Source organism: Gordonia sp. VNK1, assembly GCF_040049135.1.
GTDB lineage: Bacteria > Actinomycetota > Actinomycetes > Mycobacteriales > Mycobacteriaceae > Gordonia > Gordonia oleivorans.
In genome coordinates this window covers 37666-54924 of record NZ_JBDZDJ010000007.1, presented here as the reverse complement: position 1 = coordinate 54924, position 17259 = coordinate 37666, and the positions used below count along the sequence as shown (strand labels likewise).

Sequence of the window (17259 nt, the reverse complement as noted above, 5' to 3'; positions counted from 1 at the left end):
CTCTGCGCTCGATACATCCCAGGCTCGTTACAGCTCAGTGCCCGCTACGACGATCAGCGGCGATGAGTTCCGCTGCCCGCTCCGCGATACTCATGATGGTGCCGACCGGATTGACCGACGTCAGCGTCGGCATCACCGAGGCATCGACGACGCGTAAACCGTTGACGCCCCGCACGTTCAGTCGGCTGTCGAGAACCGCGAGTGGATCGTCGTCGGCTCCCATCCGGCAGGTGCCCGACACGTGATAGACGGTCTGATGGGTCGCGCGCAGGGCCTCCGACAGTGCCTCGTCATCGTCGACATCGGGTCCGGGAAAGACCTCCCGCACAACCCAATCCGACATCGGAGCGGTGGCCGCGATACGTCGCGCGGCGCGAACTCCGGCCAGCAGTGCGGCCTCGTCGGCCCCATCGGGGTCGGTGAAGTAGCGGTAGTCGATGGCCGGCGGTGTCGCCGGATCGGTGTCGGTGATCCACACGCGCCCACGACTGTGGGGTTTGGCCACGTTGGGGGTGATGGAGATGATCTTCTCCGGCAGTTCGGTGCCGTAGGTGACGGCATGGTCGGCGACGGCCTCAACCGGGAAGTGCATCAACATATCCGGCCGTGCCGGGCTGTCGTCGGACAGGCGGAGCGCGGCGCCCGCATCCCAGCCGGTGGCGCAGGTCGTCGGCACATCGCGATCGGTCTCCCACACGATCAGCCCTTCGGCGTGATCCATCAGGTTCTCCCCCACCCCGGGCAGATCGACCCGGATCGGCACACCCGCCGCCGCGAGAACCTCGGCGGGGCCGATGCCCGAGCGCTGCAGGAGTGCGGGCGACCCGATGGCGCCCGCGCAGACGATGACCTCGCGGTCGGCATGGATGTCGGCGGATTCGCCCCCGGCGTCGACGGTACGGACACCGGTCGCGCGGTGGCCGGCGAAGAGCATCGTCGTGACCGAACGGTTTTGCACCACAGTCAGATTGGGACGTTGCGCAATCACGTCATGCAGATAGTGCACCGACGTCGACGACCGGAGATTACTCTCCGGCGTGTAGCCGATCTCGAAGAATCCCGCGCCCTCACCGGTTTTCGCGAAGTCGATGTCGCTGTTCCAGGCCGTCCGGGCCGGCAGATCCAGCGCCTCCCGCGCCGCGGCCACCACGTCGGCGACATACGGATTCCGGTCCGCCGGCGCCACCTTGGTGATGGGTGTGACGAGCCGGTCGAAACACCGGCCGAGCGTCTCCACATCCCACCCGGCGACCCCGTAGTCGGCCCATTCGTCGACATCGGCGGCGAGTGGCCGCCAGGTGATCATCGTGTTCGCCGTCGAGCATCCACCCAGGATGTGCATGCGCGACTGACGAATTCCGGAGTTCCCGCGTTCTTGCGGCACGCTGCGGTAATCCATGTCGTACTCGCTGCCGATCATCTCGGCCCAGCGGCGGATCGACCGCGCCCGCGGTTCGTGCTCGTCGCTGGGCCCCGCTTCGATGACCGTTACGGTGACGTCGGGGTCCTCGCTGAGCCGGGCGGCGACGATGCATCCCGCGGTGCCGCCGCCGACCACGACGTAATCGCTTCTCATGCAGCGGGTTCCGTCATCAGTACGGTCGGGGAGGCGACCGCGGCGGACTGCCGCAGCCGCATCAGGCCGTAGTAGAGCGGGCAGATCACCGCGAGCCCCACCAGCCACGAGATGTCTACGCCACCGAGCGATTCCGCGATCGGACCGACCCACAGCGTGGTCGAGAGGAACGGGATCTGCAGGGCGATGCCGAGCACGTAGCAGGCGATCGCCGTCCAGTTGAAGCGGCCGTACACGCCGCCGTCGCGGGCGAACAGCGAGGGAATGTCGTAGACGCCGTGCCGCAGGAAGTAGTAGTCGACCAGGTTGACCGCGGTCCACGGGATCAACACGCACAGCAGCAGGGACAGGAAGTTGGCGTAGTTGGCGAGGAAGTCGTCGGCGCTGACGAGGGCGGGCACCATCGCGATGGCGAAGAGCACCACGGCGATCACCGCGCGACTGGCGGCCTGTGGCCGCCATCGTGGCAGGATGTTCTGTCCGACGGTGATCGTCGACAGCGCACCGCAATACAGGTTCATCCCGTTGGTCAGGCTGATACCGACCGCGAAGACCGCGAACAGTCCCGTCGAGATCCCGTGGGTGAGCGTGGACATGCCGTCGAGGGTGTCGGCGGCGGGTAGCGCCGCGCCGACCAGGACGCCGAGCAGCATCGGCAACACGGAGCCGAGGACGCATCCCGCGTAGGTGGCCCAGAACGCGGTGGTGACGCCGGTGTCCTTGGGGAGGTAGCGGGTGTAGTCGGAGACGTAAGGCGCATAGGCGATCTGCCACAGGGCCGCGGCGGAGAACGTCGCCATGAAACCGGCCCAACCGAAATCACCGCTGTGCCAAGTACCCTCGGGCAGGCCGTTGACGCCGACCATCCAGACGAATGCCACCAGCAGTGCAAGGCCGGCCACCACCGAGAGGACGGCGGCCATGGAGTGGATCAGTTTGTAGCCGATGACGGTCACCGCGACGCTGATGCCGCCGATGATCAGGATCGCCCAGTTCGTCGGCAGTCCGGTGACCTCGGCGAAGGCCTGGCCGCCGAGGACCGCGTTGGAGGCGAAGAATCCCAGGTACATGAAGACGACGAGTACGACGACGAGGAGGCTGCCCAGCGACCCGAACTGCGCGCGGGTCTGCAGCATCTGCGGCACGCCCATCTGCGGTCCCTGCGCCGCGTGCAGTGCCATGACGACGCCACCGACGAGGTTGCCGAGGACGACGGCCAGCGCGCCGGCCCAGAAGGGCAGACCGAACACCGTGGTCGCGAGTGCGCCGGTGATGATGGTCAGCAGCATGATGTTGGAGCCGAACCAGACGGTGAAGATGTCGCGGGCGCGGCCGTGTCGCTCGTCGTGCGGGATGTGGTCGATGGTGCGGCGCTCGAGTGCCGGCGCGGCACCTCCCGGCGCGGACTCGGGTGTGGTCGTCATGAATGCGACTCCTCGTTGCCGTCGTGGTCTGTGGGATGTGCGCCACGTCGTCGGGGCGTTCAGGCCAGTATTCGACAGCGCGCATCCCAGGGAAAACAGAATCTTCCGACCTTCTGGATCAGCAAATCAGATGCAACTGTCATCGGCTGCACCGATGTAGATCATCAGATAATTCGGCTCGACAGGATCTGTTGCTTCATGGCCGAGTCGGTCACCATGGGTGCATGTCTGCACTCACGATCGATTGGCACGCCCGCGCGGCCGGCCTCAAACTGCCGACCGACGCCGTCATCGACGGTCGTCCGGTTCCCGCGGTCTCGGAAGACACCTTCGATGTCATCAACCCGGCCACCGGGGATGTCCTCGTCGCTGTCGCCGCCGGTGCGGAGGCCGACATCGACGCCGCGGTGGACGCCGCACGGCGGGCCTTCGACGACGGCCGCTGGTCGCGTCGCTCCGCCGCCGACCGTGGCGCGATCCTCATCCGCTTCGCGGATCTGCTCGTCGAGCACGCCGACGAACTCGCGCTCCTGGTGACCCTGGAGATGGGCAAGGCCATCCGCGACTCGATCGACGTCGAGGTGCCCGGCGCGGCCGCGGTGTTCCGCTACTACGGCGAGGTCATCGACAAGATCCCCGGTGAGCTCCCACCCACCGCCGACGGCAGTGTGGCCATGGTCCGACGCGTACCCCTGGGCGTGGTGGGTGCGGTGGTTCCGTGGAACTTCCCCCTCGACATCGCCGCGTGGAAGCTCGCGCCGGCGCTGGCAGCCGGTAATTCGGTCGTCCTCAAACCCGCCGAGGAATCACCGCTGTCGGCGCTGCGGATGGCCGAGATCGCCCTCGAGGCGGGCATCCCGAGCGGCGTCCTCAACGTCGTACCCGGTCTCGGGGCCACTGCCGGACGTGCCCTGGGCCTGCACCCCGACGTCGATTGCCTGACGTTCACCGGGTCGGCCGAGGTCGGCAAGAAGTTCTTGGCCTACAGCGCCGAATCCAACATGAAGCAGGTGTGGCTCGAGTGCGGCGGCAAGAGCCCCAACATCGTCTTCGCCGACTGCGGCGACCTCGAATCCGCTGCGGAGATGGCGTGTTTCGGGATCTTCGGCAACCAGGGTGAGGTGTGTTCGGCCAACAGTCGACTCCTCGTGCAGCGGGAGATCGCCGACGAGTTCGCCGCGACCCTCGTGGCGAAGGCCGCGGCGTATCGGCCCGGCGATCCGCTGGATCCGTCCTCGACCACCGGCGCGATGGTGTCGCGCAAGCAGCTCGACCTTGTCCTCCGCTATGTCGAACGGGCACGATCGGAAGGTCGGATCATTCTCGGCGGCAACCGAATCGGAGACGCCGGGTTCTTCATGGAGCCCACCGTCGCCACCGACCTGCCGGCGGACTCGACGGTCATCACCGAGGAGATCTTCGGCCCGCTGCTCGCGATCATCCCGTTCGACACCGAGGAGCAGGCCATCGCCATGGCCAATGACACCGACTACGGTCTCGCAGCATCGGTGTGGACCGCCGATCTCGATCGGGCCTTGCGTGTTTCGGATGCCCTGCACGCCGGAACGGTGTCGGTCAACACCGTCGACGCCCTGTCTCCGGGGACCCCGTTCGGCGGCTTCAAGGGATCGGGATTCGGGTCCGACCTCTCCGTGCACGCCATCGACAAGTTCACCGGACTCAAGACGACCTGGATCGCGCGGCGGTAGGTCGGTCGGGCATCTGAGATGCGCGGCGGGTGACGCCCATCAGGCGCGTGCCGGTTCGTTGCTCTGCGCACCCGCGATCGCCGATTCCACCAGATTGCCCTTGTCCAGGGCGCGTCCATCACCGAGCGCGGTAAGCCACTCGTCGGTCGACGCGACGGCGGCAAAGTTGGAGTGGAACAACACCATCAGCGTCGTGTGCAACTGTTCGGCAGAGACCGATCCGGCACCGTTGGCCAGGTGCACCGCACCGGTGGCATCGGACAGGATCTCCGCGCTCAATCCGCGCACCTCGGCCTCGGCGGCGGTGGCGAGGTCACAGTTGTTCGTCATATAGCCGACGATGGTGATGGTGTCGACGTCACGGTCGGCGAGCCACTGCGCCACCTCGGTGCCACCGAAGACGGTCCCGAACTGTTTGGTGGCGACCAACCAGTCGTCGCCGACGCGCCGCGCCACCTCGGGATGAAGCTTCCATCCCTCCGATCCCTCGGCATAGACCGGGAAGTCGGCGGGCAACGTGTGCTGCAGCGCCACCACCGGCAGCCCCGCCGCAACGGCCGCGTCGATCGCCCGCGCGATGTTGGCCAGCGACTCGTCCCGCGGCGGGTACTGGATCTGCATCGGTCCGTCGAAGTAGTCGTTCTGCACATCGACGATGACAAGGGCGCGCTTCGGTGCGGTCATGGGACATCCTCTTCCGGTGTTCGGCGAGAACGGATTTCCTCACCGTGCACTGCAGTCTGCTGCGGTATCGTCGGGCGCAGAAGTGGCACGAATGCCACAGTGCGATGGAAACGCGCCACCCGTGGGCGCGACGCGCAGCGCCGAAAGGAGCCGACGGATGCACGTCGCGATCTTCGTCTTCGACGGTGTGAGTCTGTTCCACGTCGCCGCCCCGCAGATGGTGTTCGGCGAGGCCGCCGTAATCGCCGACGACCCGGCGGCGTGGTCGGTCACGTTGTTCTCGACCGGCACCGGGAGCGTCGAGGTGGCCGGCGGAACACGGCTGTCCGGCATCGCCGGGCCCACCACCGCCGACGACGCCGACGTCGTGATCATTCCGTCGTGGCCGGAGTCCACACCCGAGATCGGCGAGGATCTGCGTGAGATCCTCGTGCGCGCGCATGCACGCGGCGCGGTGGTCGCCGGGCTGTGCCTGGGCGCCATCGCGGTCGCCGACGCCGGCTTGCTGGAAGGCCGTGCGGCCGTGACACATTGGCTGGGCACCGACACCCTGCTCGGCCGCGGCCGTTGCGGCTCGGTCGACGACTCCGTGCTTTACATCGACCACGGCGACGTGATCACCTCGGCCGGTACCGTCTCGGCGGTCGACGCCTGCCTGCATCTGCTGCGCCGCCGCAGCGGAGTGGACCTGGCCAACCGGGTGGCCCGTCGCATGGTGGTGGCACCGCATCGCGACGGCGGTCAGGCGCAGTACATCGAGAACCCGGTCACCGCAGTCGATTCCGAGGCATCCATGAGCACGGTCATGCAGTGGGCGGTCGGGCGGCTCAACCACAACCTCTCTGTCGCGGTGCTGGCCGACCACGCCGGCATGAGCCGGCGAAGCCTCATCCGCCATTTCCGGAGCGAGACCGGCACCACGCCGGCACGATGGGTGACCCGGCAACGGCTTGACCGCGCCCGGCAACTCCTCGAGACCACCGACCTCGATCTGCGAATGATCGCCCACACCTGCGGCTTCGGCAGCGAGGTGACGCTCCGCCAGAATTTCACCGCGCAGTTCGGGGTACCGCCGTCACGTTTCCGCAGCCAGTTCCGATGAGGATCAGTCCACGAGATCCTCATAGCGGTACTCGGTGGCGATCTGCACCGAATCCCGGTGTGCGACACTCTCCCGCTGCTGGAGTTCGACGCGGCGGATCTTGCCCGAGATCGTCTTGGGGAGTTCGAAGAACTCCACCCGCCGCACCTTCAGGTACGGGGCGAGGTGATCGCGGGAGTACTCGAGGATCGCGCGCGCGGTCTCGGCGGTGGGCTCCCAGCCCTGCGCCAGAGTCACATAGGCTTTCGGGATCGCGAGCCGGGTGTCGTCGGGTTGGGGTACGACGGCGGCCTCGACCACGGCCGGATGTTCGATGAGCACGCTTTCGAGTTCGAAGGGTGACACCTTGTAGTCCGAGGACTTGAACACATCGTCGGTGCGGCCGACGTATGTGATGTAGCCATCGGAATCCCGTTGCGCCACATCACCGGTGTGGTAGTAACCGCCGGCCATCACGGCCTCGTTGCGCTCCGGATCGCCGAGGTATCCGGTCATCAGATTCTTCGGATGCTGCGACAGGTCCAGGCAGATCTCGCCCTCGTCGGCGAGTTCGCCGGTCAGCGGATCCACCAGCACCACCGGCACTCCCGGCATCGGGCGGCCCATCGATCCCGACTTCACCGGCTGCCCCGGCGTGTTGCCGACCTGCAGCGTCGTCTCCGTCTGCCCGAAGCCGTCCCGGATCGTCAGTCCCCACGAGTCTTCGACCTGACGGATCACGTCGGGGTTCAACGGTTCACCCGCGCCGAGCAGTTCGCGCAACGCGTCCGGACGTTGGCCGAGGTCGGCCTGGATCAGCATGCGCCACACCGTGGGTGGTGCGCAGAAGGTGCTCACCTTCGCGCGGCGGAGTTGATCCATCAGGGCCGCCGCGTCGAACCGGCCGTAGTTGTAGACGAAGATGGTGGATTCCGCGATCCACGGTGCGAAGAAACAGCTCCACGCATGCTTGGCCCACCCCGGTGAACTGATCGCGAGGTGAACGTCACCGGGGCGCAACCCGATCCACGCCATGGTGGTGAAATGCCCGACGGCGTAACTGGTTTGGGAGTGCTCGACCAGCTTCGGCCGGCTGGTGGTACCCGAGGTGAAGTAGATCAGCATCGGATCGTCGACGTCGGTGACCGCCTCGAACGGACCGGCCGACTCCGATTCTCCGGCGTCGGCGTACCCGACCCAGCCCGGTGCCGGCGATCCGACGACGATCCGGAGATAGTCGCCGTCGAGGTCGTCGAACTTCGGTGTGTCGGCGGCGTTGGCGATCACCGCACGCGCCTGCCCGCGGTCGATGCGGTCGCGCAGATCCTCCGGGCCGAGCGCCGCAGTCGTCGGCATGACGATCGCACCGAGTTTCAGCACGGCCAGCATCGCCTCCCACAACTCGACCTGATTGCCGAGCATCAGGATGACGCGATCCCCCTTGCCGATGCCCAGGCCCCGCAGCCAGGTGGCGACGCGATCGGAACGCTGCGCCATCTCGGCGAAGGTGACCGTCACCTCCGACCCGTCCTGCTCGGTGATCCACAGGGCGACGGAGTCGTTGTCGCGGGCGATGACGTCGAACCAGTCCGTCGCCCAGTTGAAGCGACCGGACAGTTCCGGCCACCGGAACTCGGCGACGGCCTTGTCGTAGTCGGAGATGAGACTGATCATCTGGTCGCGCCCGGCGCGGTAGAGGTCGGTGTTACTCGTCATGGACGACATGATCCACGTCACACGCCGGTCCCGACACCCCCCGAAGAGGGGTCGCTCGATGAGACACCATCGGGCCGCCGGGAGAGGTGGGTGGGTCGGCGCGGTCGTGTCGGTTCGATGGGCCATGCTCGAACGATGACGACACGACCTCCACGCGTCGAGGACCACCCGCGGACGACCACCTACGAGACAGGTGACGATGCCGCCCTCTCCCCCGACGCGTCCGTCGAGATGACGTCGTTCCGCGATCTGGACCTCACCGATCGGGACCTGATGGGTGTGGCCCTCACCGATTGTGAGGTGCGATCGGTGATCTTCGACGGCGCCGACCTGAGTGCATCGCGCATCGCCGACTCCGTGCTCACCCAGCTCCAGGTGGGGCGATTGTCGTTGCCGCGCAGCACTCTCCGCAATCTGCACATGTCGCGTTGCCGGTTCGGCGCGCTCGACATGTTCGACGCAAGGGTCCGCGGAATGGTCGTCGAGGGTTGCAAGGTCGACCTGCTGAATCTGCGCGGCGCCGACGTCCGGGATGTGCTCTTCCGGGACTGCACCGTCGGCGAGATCGACCTCGGCGACGCCGCCCTCTCCCGCCTGGCGTTCGAGGACTGCACCGTCGGGGCCATCGATGTGCACCGCGCGAAGCTCACCGATCTCGACCTGCGCGGGGCGCGGGTGGGCACGCTGCGGCACCTGGACGGACTGTCCGGGACCACCATCGACGGCGAACAGCTCATCGGATTCGCAGGACTGTTCGCCGCCCATCTGGGCGTCGAGGTCGACTGAGCGCCGCCTGTTCTATAGACTATTTTTTACAGTCGTCAGCGAGACCAGGAGGCATCACCATGTCGGACACCGTGCAGCGAACGCTTCGCGACCACGTCGCCGGTTGGCACCCCGCACCGATCGTCGAGACCGACATCCTCGATCCGGCCCAGGCGAGCCGACTCGCCGCCACCCTGGACACCGGCGAGACCTTCGGGCCGGAAGACGCACTCCCCATCCCGTGGCATTGGGTGTACTTCTCGGAGTGGCCGCCGACGGCGGACCTCGGAGCCGACGGACACCCCGCGGATGGCCACTTCCTCCCGCCGATCCCCGACCGGCGCCGCATGTTCGCCGGGTCGCGGATCACCTCCACCGGGCCGCTGCGTCTCGGCGTCCCGACCGAGAAGCGATCCTCGATCGCCGCGATCACCGAGAAGACCGGACGCACGGGCGACATGCTGTTTGTGACCGTGCGATCGGAGTACCGCCAGGACGGCGACGACGAACCGCGCCTCGTCGAAGAACAGAACCTGGTGTACCGCAGCGACTCCGGGCATTCGCGCCCGTTCGAGCGCCCGTCGTCGGAGTTGGGCGCGTCCACCGCACAGTGGTCGACGGAACCGACCCCGACCACCCCCACGCTGTTCCGCTACTCCGCGCTGACCTCCAACGCCCACCGCATCCACTATGACCGCCCGTATGTGACGGAGGTCGAGGGTTACCCCGACCTGGTGGTGCATGGTCCGCTGCTGGCCACCTACATGGCCGAACTGGTACGCAGCCGCCGAGGTGGAGAGTCCCTGCGCGACTTCGAGTTCCGGCTTCAACGCCCGCTCTTCATCGGTGACCGGTTCCGGGTGGAGGCCACCGACACCGGCGGTGACATCGCACTGCGCGTCGTCACCGGAGGCGACACGGTGCATGTGTCCGGACGAGGATCGTTCTGATGAGCAACCAGGTCAGCATCGCCGAAAAGATCCGCACCGCACGGACATTCCTCTTCGTTCCGGGCGATCGTCCGGAACGATTCGACAAGGCCGCCGCGGCCGGCGCCGACGTCGTGATCGTCGACCTCGAGGACGCGGTATCCCCCGCCGACAAACCGGCGGCCCGCGAGCACATCGCCGACTGGTTCGGCGCCGGGAATTCGGCATTGATTCGCATCAATGCCGCACAGACACCCTGGCACGACGACGATGTCGCTCTCGCACAACAGCTTCAGGCGTCCGTCGTCCTCGCCAAGGCGACCGACGCCGACGCGGTGGCCGCGGTCGGAGCGGCCACATCCGCATCGGTGATCGCCCTGATCGAGACCGCGCGCGGAATCGGCAACGCGGGCGCCCTCGCCGAGCTCGACGCGGTGGTCCGACTCGGCTTCGGCGCGATCGATTTCGCCGTCGACATCGGCGTCGACCCCAATGACCGTGAGGCGCTGTTGTTCGCGCGCTCCGGACTCGTGCTAGCCAGTGCCGCAGCGGGTATCGCCGCACCGATCGACGGTGTGACCACGGCCCTGCGCGAACCCGACGTCCTCGTCGACGACGTGCGGTACGCCGCGCGCATAGGCATGCCCGGCAAGCTGTGCATCCACCCCGCCCAGGTGGCGGCGGTGCACGACTGCCTTGCGCCTACCGACGACCAGATCGCCTGGGCACGTTCTATTCTCGAGGCGGCCGGGCTCGGCTCCGCAGCGGTCGCAGTGGACGGCCACATGGTGGATCCGCCCGTCGTGGCACGCGCAGAACGGATCCTGGCTTCGGTGAGTCGCTGACTTCATCAGCGCTCGCTCACGCTTCTCACCGGTTCGACCAACGGGTTACGGCTCGACCGGCGGGAGGAGGAACGACGACTGTCGATCACTTGCCCAGTGCGCCAATGTCATTGCGTACCAGCTGCAGCCTGCGGAGGCCTCGACACGGCTCGTCGTTTCGACGGAGCTCAACGCGGCGGCTTGCGCTCCTCACCGGCGGGAGAAGGAGGCTCGACCGGCGGGGTAGTGGCTCCACCCGCGGGGTCACGGCTCCACCGGCAGGGTCACGGCTCGATCGGCGGGACAACGGCCCGACCAACGGAAGGACGACTCGGCCGGCGGAAGAACCGGCCGCTACTCCTCGCGGCGATTGTCGGCGAGCAGCCGACCGGCCTTGCGGACGTGTTCGGCCATGGACTCGCGTACCGCCCCGGCGTCCCCGCGGCGCAATCCGTCGAGGATGGCGCGGTGATCATCGGCCGACGCCTGCGGCCATCCCTCGACCGAGGCGAAGAATCGTCGAGGTGCGTAGCTGAGAGACGACTTGATCATCCACGACAGCTTGGGAGAGTCGGCGGTGCGGTAGATCCGACGATGGAACTCGTGGTTGAGACGCTCCACCTCGTCGTTGTCGCCGCGGTCGGCCGCCGATTCCAGATCGGACTGGATCGCCTCGAGGGCGGTGAGCCCGGCGTCGTCGATGTTCGCGGAGGCCCGGGCGGCGAGTTCGCCGGCCAACAACGCCTGACCGGCGAACACATCCTCGATGTCGGCGCTACTCAGGGGCGCGACGACGAATCCGCGCCGCGGCTCGACCCGCAGCATCCCCTCCGTCTGCAGCGAGAGCAGACCCTCCCGCGCCGGGGTCGCCGACACCCCGAGTTCCTCGGCGACGTTCTCCGGCCGGATGAACTCGCCGGGTTGCAATTGCCCCGACACGATGAGTTCACGCACATATTCCGAGACCTCGTCGGATAGTCGGGGGCGACGACGGCGTGGCGATACCGCCGCGGAGGATGATCGGCCCGTCGGCCCCTGATCGGGCATAGTCTATAGACTATACACAGGCTCGTCCGAGGTTCCCCGCCGTCGACCGTGCCTACAGTGGAGCCGATGTCTGAGCGCCGCGCACCCGAGACCACCGCCGGGGTTTCCCCGCAGGCATCGGACTCGGGAGTGTTCTCCTCCCTGCGAATCCACAACTACCGCCTCTATTTCGGCGGGCAGGCCCTGTCGTTGGTCGGCACCTGGATGCAGGCCACCGCCCAGGCCTGGTTGGTCCTCACGCTCAGCGGGTCGTCGGCGGTCCTCGGCGTCATCGTCGCCCTGCAGGCCGTTCCGATCCTGGTGCTCGGACCGTATGCGGGGGTGGTCGCCGACCGGGTGGATCGACGGAAGCTGATGATCGCGCTCCAGTCGGTGATGGGTCTGCTGGCGGCCGTCCTCGCGGTCCTCACCCTCGGCGGCTGGGTGCAGGTGTGGCACGTCGGAGTGCTGGCGGTGCTGTTGGGGCTCAACAACGCCTTCGAGAATCCGGCCCGCCAGGCCTTCATCCACCAGATCGTCGGCGAATCCCTCATCCGCAATGCCGTCACCCTCAACTCGGTGATGGTCAACGCCGCCCGCGCGGTGGGCCCGGCGGTCGCCGGCGTCATGCTCGCCGCGGTCGGTGCCGGTTGGTGCTTCGCGGTGAACGCGGCCAGCTTCGTCGCCGTCGTGGTGTCGCTGATCGCGATGCGCACCGCCGACATCGCCCATGAGAAACCCATCAAGCGCGGTAAAGGTCAACTGCGCGAGGGACTTCGGTACGTATCCGGAAAGCCGCTGCTGTGGGTGCCACTGGCGATGATGGCCCTCGTCGGCACGCTGGCCTACGAGTTCCAGGTGTCGTTGCCCGCGGCCGCACGCGACTCGTTCGGCGGCGGACCGCAGGCCTTCGGATTCATGACCGCCGCGATGGGTGTCGGCGCGGTCGTCGGCGGCCTGCTCGTGGCCGCGCGGGGAACCACCGGATTGCGCACGTTGACCATCGCCGCGGCAGGCTTCGGGGTCACCATCGCCGTCACCGCCGCCGTCCCGCACCTGTGGATGGCGATCGTCGCGCTCTTCTTCGTCGGCTGGCTCAGTGTCTCGTTCATGTCGACCGGCAATGCCACGTTGCAGCTCAACTCGGAACCGCATATGCGCGGTCGGGTGATGGCGCTGTGGTCGGTCGCCTTCATGGGATCGACGCCCATCGGTGGGCCGATCATCGGGTGGATCAGCGAGGTCGCCGACCCGCGTACCGGCCTCGCGGTCGGCGCCGCGGCCTGCTTCGTGGCCGCGGTGATCGGCGTCGTCGCCCAACGTCGAACGGAGACCCCGACGCCCAGGATGGTGCGGACGACGTCGTGAGCGCCAGTCGCCGGCCGAACTCGCCCCGGGTCACGAGTGACGGGAGGGACGAGCCGTCGCAGTGGGATGCGTCACATCACGGCAGGGTCGTCGCGCGACGTGCGGCAGGCCGGAATCGCGGCGAGTCGGTCGGGCGCCGCGTCCCCGCCTTCCTGCATATTTGATGTCAGGATGGCAGGGAGACTGCTGATCGGGCGATCGACAGGGACAGCGCCGCGACGTCCCCCCACAGCGACGGTTGTGGAGTGCCCCGACGGCCGACCGACTTCGGTTCTCCCAGCAACACGGAGTAGCCTCACCCACTGCGCCGTGCGAAGAATTGTGGTCGTGCGAAGACTTGGATGGAGGGTCCCCGATCGTCACCGAACAGCCATCGACCGGCACCCCACCTGCCTCGTCGGACACCACGTCATCTAATGCTGCATCCTCTGACGCGGCCACACCGTCGGTATCGGTGACCAAGCCTGCAACGACCGGTGCTCCGGAGACCGAGGCTGCGGCAACTCCCGCCACCAAGCGCGACAAGCACCTCTACCAGATCGACCTCGTTCGTCTGGTGACCTTCGGCGGCGTGATCCTCGATCACGTCATGCTCACCGTCACCGCACCGACGAGCGTCGCGGCGGGCGCCGTCGAACTCTTCCTGCGCTACACCCGCTACGGATTCTTCACTCTCACCGGCTTCGTGCTGACCTATCAGTACCGCAAGCGTGAACTGCAGACGATCCCGTTCTGGCGACGCCGCTTCAAACTCATCGGCCTGCCCTTCCTGACGTGGAGTCTCTTCTACTGGTTCTACGTGCGATATCACTTCCACGGTGTGCAATCGATCGTCGACGCCTGGAACAGCGTCGACGCCGTCAAACAATCGGTGAAGAGCATCGGCTACGACCTCCTCACCGGCCACGCCGCCTACCACCTGTACTTCCTGTCGGTGAGCATGCAGATCTATCTGGTGTTCCCGGCGGTCCTCTGGGTCCTCAAGCGGACCTGGGGTTATCACCGATACCTCTTGGGCCTGAGCTTCGTCATCCAGATGACGATGATGTACCTGATGGTCCGGCCGCCGCTGTCGTTCCTCACCTGGGGGCTCCAGGGAGTCATCTGGCGTCACCTCGAGGTGCTGATCTTCCCGTATCAGTTCTTCATCTTCGCCGGCTGCGTGGCCGCCATGCACTACGAGGCCGTGCAGGCGTTCGTGAAGCGCTGGCGCATCCACATGATGGTGATCGGTGCCGTCGTGATCTTCGGGACCTGGCTGTACTACCTGTACACGGTCGACCAGGGCGAGAATCTGTTCCGCGCGACCAACGTGTTCATGCTGCACAACCTGTGGGCGTTCATCGCGATCATCGTGATCCTCTACAGTCTCGGCACCATCTGGCAGGAACGGCGCCACCCCGGTTCCATCCCCGACAAGCTGATGAAGACCGCCTCGGACCGGTCCTTCGGCATCTACCTCGCCCATGCGCTCGCGATCTACGCACTGATGCCACAGATCGCCGACCCCGACATGCCGGCTGTGCCCCGAGTGCTCATCGCATACGTCGCGACCGTGGCGCTGACCGTCTTCATGGTCGAGACCCTGCGTCGCAGCCCGATCAGCCTGATCACCACCGGCCGCAACCGCATCGACTGGCGCTCCCAGAACGCGACGCGGTCCGTTCTCGTCGGTGCGGCCGCGATCGTGCTGGGACTCATCCTGCGATTCGGCTTCGACATGTGGGCGGGCAACCTCGTCGCCCTCACCGGCGCCTTCCTGATCTTCTCGATGGGCCTGGTGTACTGGCGTCAGGTCCGCCACCGCGATCACGAGTTCGTCGAGCAAGCGGTCTGAGACCTGCGGGGCCGAAGGCTCGGGGCTGAGAGCTGTTGACAGCGCTCTCCCCCCACTGACAGCGCTCTCCCCACCACTGACAGCGCTCACTTGAGCGCTGTCAACGACCACGAGAGCGCTGTCAACGACCACGAGAGCGCTGTCAACGTCCTCGAGAGCGCTGTCAACGGTTCGGGGGCACCCACTCGACGCGAAACAGCGCCCACTCGACACGAAACAGCGCCCACTCAACCCGAAACAGCGCCCACTCGACGGGAAAGAGCGCCCACTCGACGCGAAACAGCGCCCACTCGACGGGGAACGGGAGAGCTCAGCGAACTGCGTTGACGATCATCGCGGCGACGGCGGCCTTACCTGCGGAATTCGGGTGGTAGGGCACGGGCGTCTCGAATCCCCGCAGCCACGGGTCCGTTGAGCAGACCGTGTGGTCGGCGCCGGCGGAAGACGCCGTGATGAGTTCGGCGCCCGAGATCTGGGCCGCGGCGGCGGTGACCATCGCCAGGCCGTCGAAGACGCGGATCGTGGCCTCGATCTCGCTCGGCGACAGGGGCAGCTTGGCGCAGGTGGGTCCGCCGAGCACGACGGCCGGCGGGTAGTCGACCAGCAGGATGCGGGCCTGCGGTGCGCGCTGGCGCACCGCGAAGACCGTGGCGATCATCTTCTGCTCGACGGCGGCGTACCGTTCCGGCCCGGGTTCGGCCGGGATCGGATGGCCGAGATTGCATGTGCGCGCCGCGACCTCTTTGGCAACCTCCGGCGCGACGTTGCGGCAACTCATCGCGATCAGCCGTTGGATGTAGCCGACGTCGTTGCCGCCGGTGGTGATGGTGACCAGCGAGGTCTCCGGGGTCACCGCGTCGATCTGCGGATTCGGGGTGAACCGCTGCGGACGGTCGAGGATGTTGTCCGACGTCGATCCCGAACATGTCGCGTCCACCAGGCTCATCCCGAGGGCGGTGGCGACCTGATTCGGATAGTTGTCGGGTGAACGCAGGCACCGATTGCTCAACGATTCGATGCCTCCGGGTCCGGCGGCGTACGAACTGCCCAGTGCCACATACTTCTGCGGGGCGGGCGCACTGACGTTCACCGGCGTCTCGGTCTCGTGCTGCGCCGCGGTACGCACCGATGGCGCCGCCTCGGTGTGCGACGCCAGCCCCGAACTCCCGGACAGCACGACGACGCCCGCGGCCACCAGGGCTCCGCAGGCCGTCGCGATACGACCGATCAAGGCTCGAGACATAACCGTCCAAGTCTCACACACGCGGCGCCCGAACCCACGACGCGACCCGTGTTGGGTTGACCACGCCGACAAGAACTTCTGGCGAACCGCCGACTCACCACCCGGTGGGTGTGTCGAAGATGTCGGGTAGGTCCGTCGCGACCGAGTCGGTGAACACCGGATCTCGCTTCTCGAGGAACGACATCACGCCCTCGTGGACGTCGGCCATGCGGCCGCGCGCGTAGATCGCCGTCGAATCGGCACGATGCGCGTCCCACGGACTCGGCGCACCGGCCATCCGCCACAGCAGTTGACGGGTCAGCGCCACCGACACCGGTGCGGACCCGGCCGTCATCGACCGAGCCACCGCGATCGCGGTGTCGACGACCTCCTCGGGTGCGACGACCTGCTGCACCAGCCCGGCGTCGAGCGCCTCGGCGGCACTGACCATCTGCGCCCCGAGCGTCCAATGCAGCGCGGTGGGAAGGCCCACGAGACGCGGCAGGAACCACGTCGAACAGGCCTCGGGGACGAGCCCGCGCTTGGCGAAGACGAATCCGAATCGGGCGTTCTCCGACGCGATCCGCGCGTCGGCGGGCAGCGTCATCGTCACACCCACGCCGGCCGACGGCCCGTTGACGGCCATCACGACCGGCTTGAGCGATTCGAAGATGCGTAGTGAGACGCGGCCCCCGTAGTCGCGGGGCACCTCTCCGGCGGCCTCCTCGGTGAGCTCGAATGTCGATGCGCCGGCTCCGAGATCGGCTCCGGCGCAGAACGCCCGGCCCGCGCCGGTGATGACCACGGCACGCACGGAATCGTCGGCATCGGTGTCATCGAGGGTGGCCATCAGCTGATCACCCATCTGGGAGGTGAAGGCGTTGAGCCGATCCGGCCGGTTGAGGGTGATGATCGTGATCTCGTCGTCGCGGGTCACGATGATCGGCGCCTCGGCGCCGGTTTCGCCGGACGTCGGGTCGCGATGGTCGGATTCGGTGGTCACGGTGCGCAGTCTCCTCGATCGGTTGCCGGTAGCCAGAGTAGTGAATGGCTCCGGGTGGTGGACCCGGGTCGGGAAACGACGACGCCCGCCGCGTC

14 protein-coding genes are annotated in these 17259 nt (G+C 67.1%); 7 read left to right on the top strand and 7 right to left on the bottom strand.

Annotation, left to right across the window (positions count from 1 at the left end; genetic code table 11):
- Nucleotides 1-34: 34 nt before the first annotated feature.
- Entirely contained in the window at nucleotides 35-1576 is a 1542-nt protein-coding gene (locus ABLE94_RS10690) for a GMC family oxidoreductase (RefSeq protein ID WP_348808718.1), read from the bottom strand.
- Nucleotides 1573-3000 carry a purine-cytosine permease family protein gene (locus tag ABLE94_RS10685; protein WP_348804662.1) on the bottom strand — a complete coding sequence of 476 codons (1428 nt, stop codon included), beginning with the start codon at nucleotides 2998-3000 and terminating at the stop codon, nucleotides 1573-1575. The genes ABLE94_RS10690 and ABLE94_RS10685 overlap by 4 nt, the downstream gene beginning before the upstream one ends.
- A 224-nt stretch (nucleotides 3001-3224) precedes the next feature.
- Here ABLE94_RS10685 and ABLE94_RS10680 point away from each other — a divergent pair, with 224 nt between their 5' ends.
- Nucleotides 3225-4709, top strand: a complete 1485-nt coding sequence (locus tag ABLE94_RS10680) for an aldehyde dehydrogenase family protein (protein ID WP_348804661.1) — start codon at nucleotides 3225-3227, stop codon at nucleotides 4707-4709.
- A gap of 39 nt (nucleotides 4710-4748) precedes the next feature.
- Here ABLE94_RS10680 and ABLE94_RS10675 read toward each other — a convergent pair whose 3' ends face one another.
- On the bottom strand, nucleotides 4749-5393 hold the full coding sequence (locus ABLE94_RS10675; protein WP_348804660.1) for an isochorismatase family protein: 645 nt from the start codon (nucleotides 5391-5393) through the stop codon (nucleotides 4749-4751).
- 157 nt (nucleotides 5394-5550) lie between these two features.
- Here ABLE94_RS10675 and ABLE94_RS10670 point away from each other — a divergent pair, with 157 nt between their 5' ends.
- Nucleotides 5551-6495, top strand: coding sequence for a GlxA family transcriptional regulator (locus ABLE94_RS10670; RefSeq protein WP_348808717.1), 945 nt, complete (start codon nucleotides 5551-5553; stop codon nucleotides 6493-6495).
- A gap of 3 nt (nucleotides 6496-6498) precedes the next feature.
- On the opposite strand, the gene ABLE94_RS10665 is transcribed toward ABLE94_RS10670, so the two are convergent.
- Entirely contained in the window at nucleotides 6499-8190 is a 1692-nt protein-coding gene (locus tag ABLE94_RS10665; RefSeq protein WP_348808716.1) for an AMP-binding protein, read from the bottom strand.
- Between the two features lie 135 nt (nucleotides 8191-8325).
- On the opposite strand from ABLE94_RS10665, the gene ABLE94_RS10660 reads away from it, so the two are divergent.
- From ABLE94_RS10660 to ABLE94_RS10650, 3 genes are read left to right on the top strand one after another with little or no spacing between them, the layout of a single operon-like run.
- Nucleotides 8326-8976 (top strand): pentapeptide repeat-containing protein, encoded by a 651-nt coding sequence (locus ABLE94_RS10660; protein ID WP_348804657.1) that lies wholly within the window; start codon nucleotides 8326-8328, stop codon nucleotides 8974-8976.
- 59 nt (nucleotides 8977-9035) lie between these two features.
- Nucleotides 9036-9905, top strand: a complete 870-nt coding sequence (locus tag ABLE94_RS10655; RefSeq protein WP_348808715.1) for an HTD2 family dehydratase — start codon at nucleotides 9036-9038, stop codon at nucleotides 9903-9905.
- Nucleotides 9905-10729: an HpcH/HpaI aldolase/citrate lyase family protein gene (locus tag ABLE94_RS10650; RefSeq protein WP_348808714.1), complete on the top strand. Its 825-nt coding sequence runs from the start codon at nucleotides 9905-9907 to the stop codon at nucleotides 10727-10729. Before ABLE94_RS10655 ends, ABLE94_RS10650 begins: the two co-directional genes overlap by 1 nt.
- A 333-nt stretch (nucleotides 10730-11062) precedes the next feature.
- Here the strand turns inward: ABLE94_RS10650 and ABLE94_RS10645 are convergent, their stop codons facing one another.
- Nucleotides 11063-11755: a GntR family transcriptional regulator gene (locus ABLE94_RS10645; RefSeq protein ID WP_348804654.1), complete on the bottom strand. Its 693-nt coding sequence runs from the start codon at nucleotides 11753-11755 to the stop codon at nucleotides 11063-11065.
- Nucleotides 11756-11821: 66 nt separating this feature from the next.
- Between ABLE94_RS10645 and ABLE94_RS10640 the strand changes: the two genes are divergently transcribed.
- Together ABLE94_RS10640 and ABLE94_RS10635 are read left to right on the top strand one after the other, a co-directional pair.
- Nucleotides 11822-13102, top strand: a complete 1281-nt coding sequence (locus ABLE94_RS10640; protein WP_348804653.1) for an MFS transporter — start codon at nucleotides 11822-11824, stop codon at nucleotides 13100-13102.
- Nucleotides 13103-13556: 454 nt separating this feature from the next.
- Nucleotides 13557-14939 (top strand): acyltransferase, encoded by a 1383-nt coding sequence (locus ABLE94_RS10635; RefSeq protein WP_348804652.1) that lies wholly within the window; start codon nucleotides 13557-13559, stop codon nucleotides 14937-14939.
- Nucleotides 14940-15249: 310 nt separating this feature from the next.
- On the opposite strand, the gene ABLE94_RS10630 is transcribed toward ABLE94_RS10635, so the two are convergent.
- Both ABLE94_RS10630 and ABLE94_RS10625 read right to left on the bottom strand, forming a co-directional pair.
- A complete protein-coding gene (locus tag ABLE94_RS10630) occupies nucleotides 15250-16182 on the bottom strand; it encodes an SGNH/GDSL hydrolase family protein (RefSeq protein WP_348804651.1) in 933 nt (310 codons plus the stop codon).
- A 94-nt stretch (nucleotides 16183-16276) separates the two neighbouring features.
- A complete protein-coding gene (locus ABLE94_RS10625; protein WP_348808713.1) occupies nucleotides 16277-17164 on the bottom strand; it encodes an enoyl-CoA hydratase-related protein in 888 nt (295 codons plus the stop codon).
- Between the last annotated feature and the right edge of the window lie 95 nt (nucleotides 17165-17259).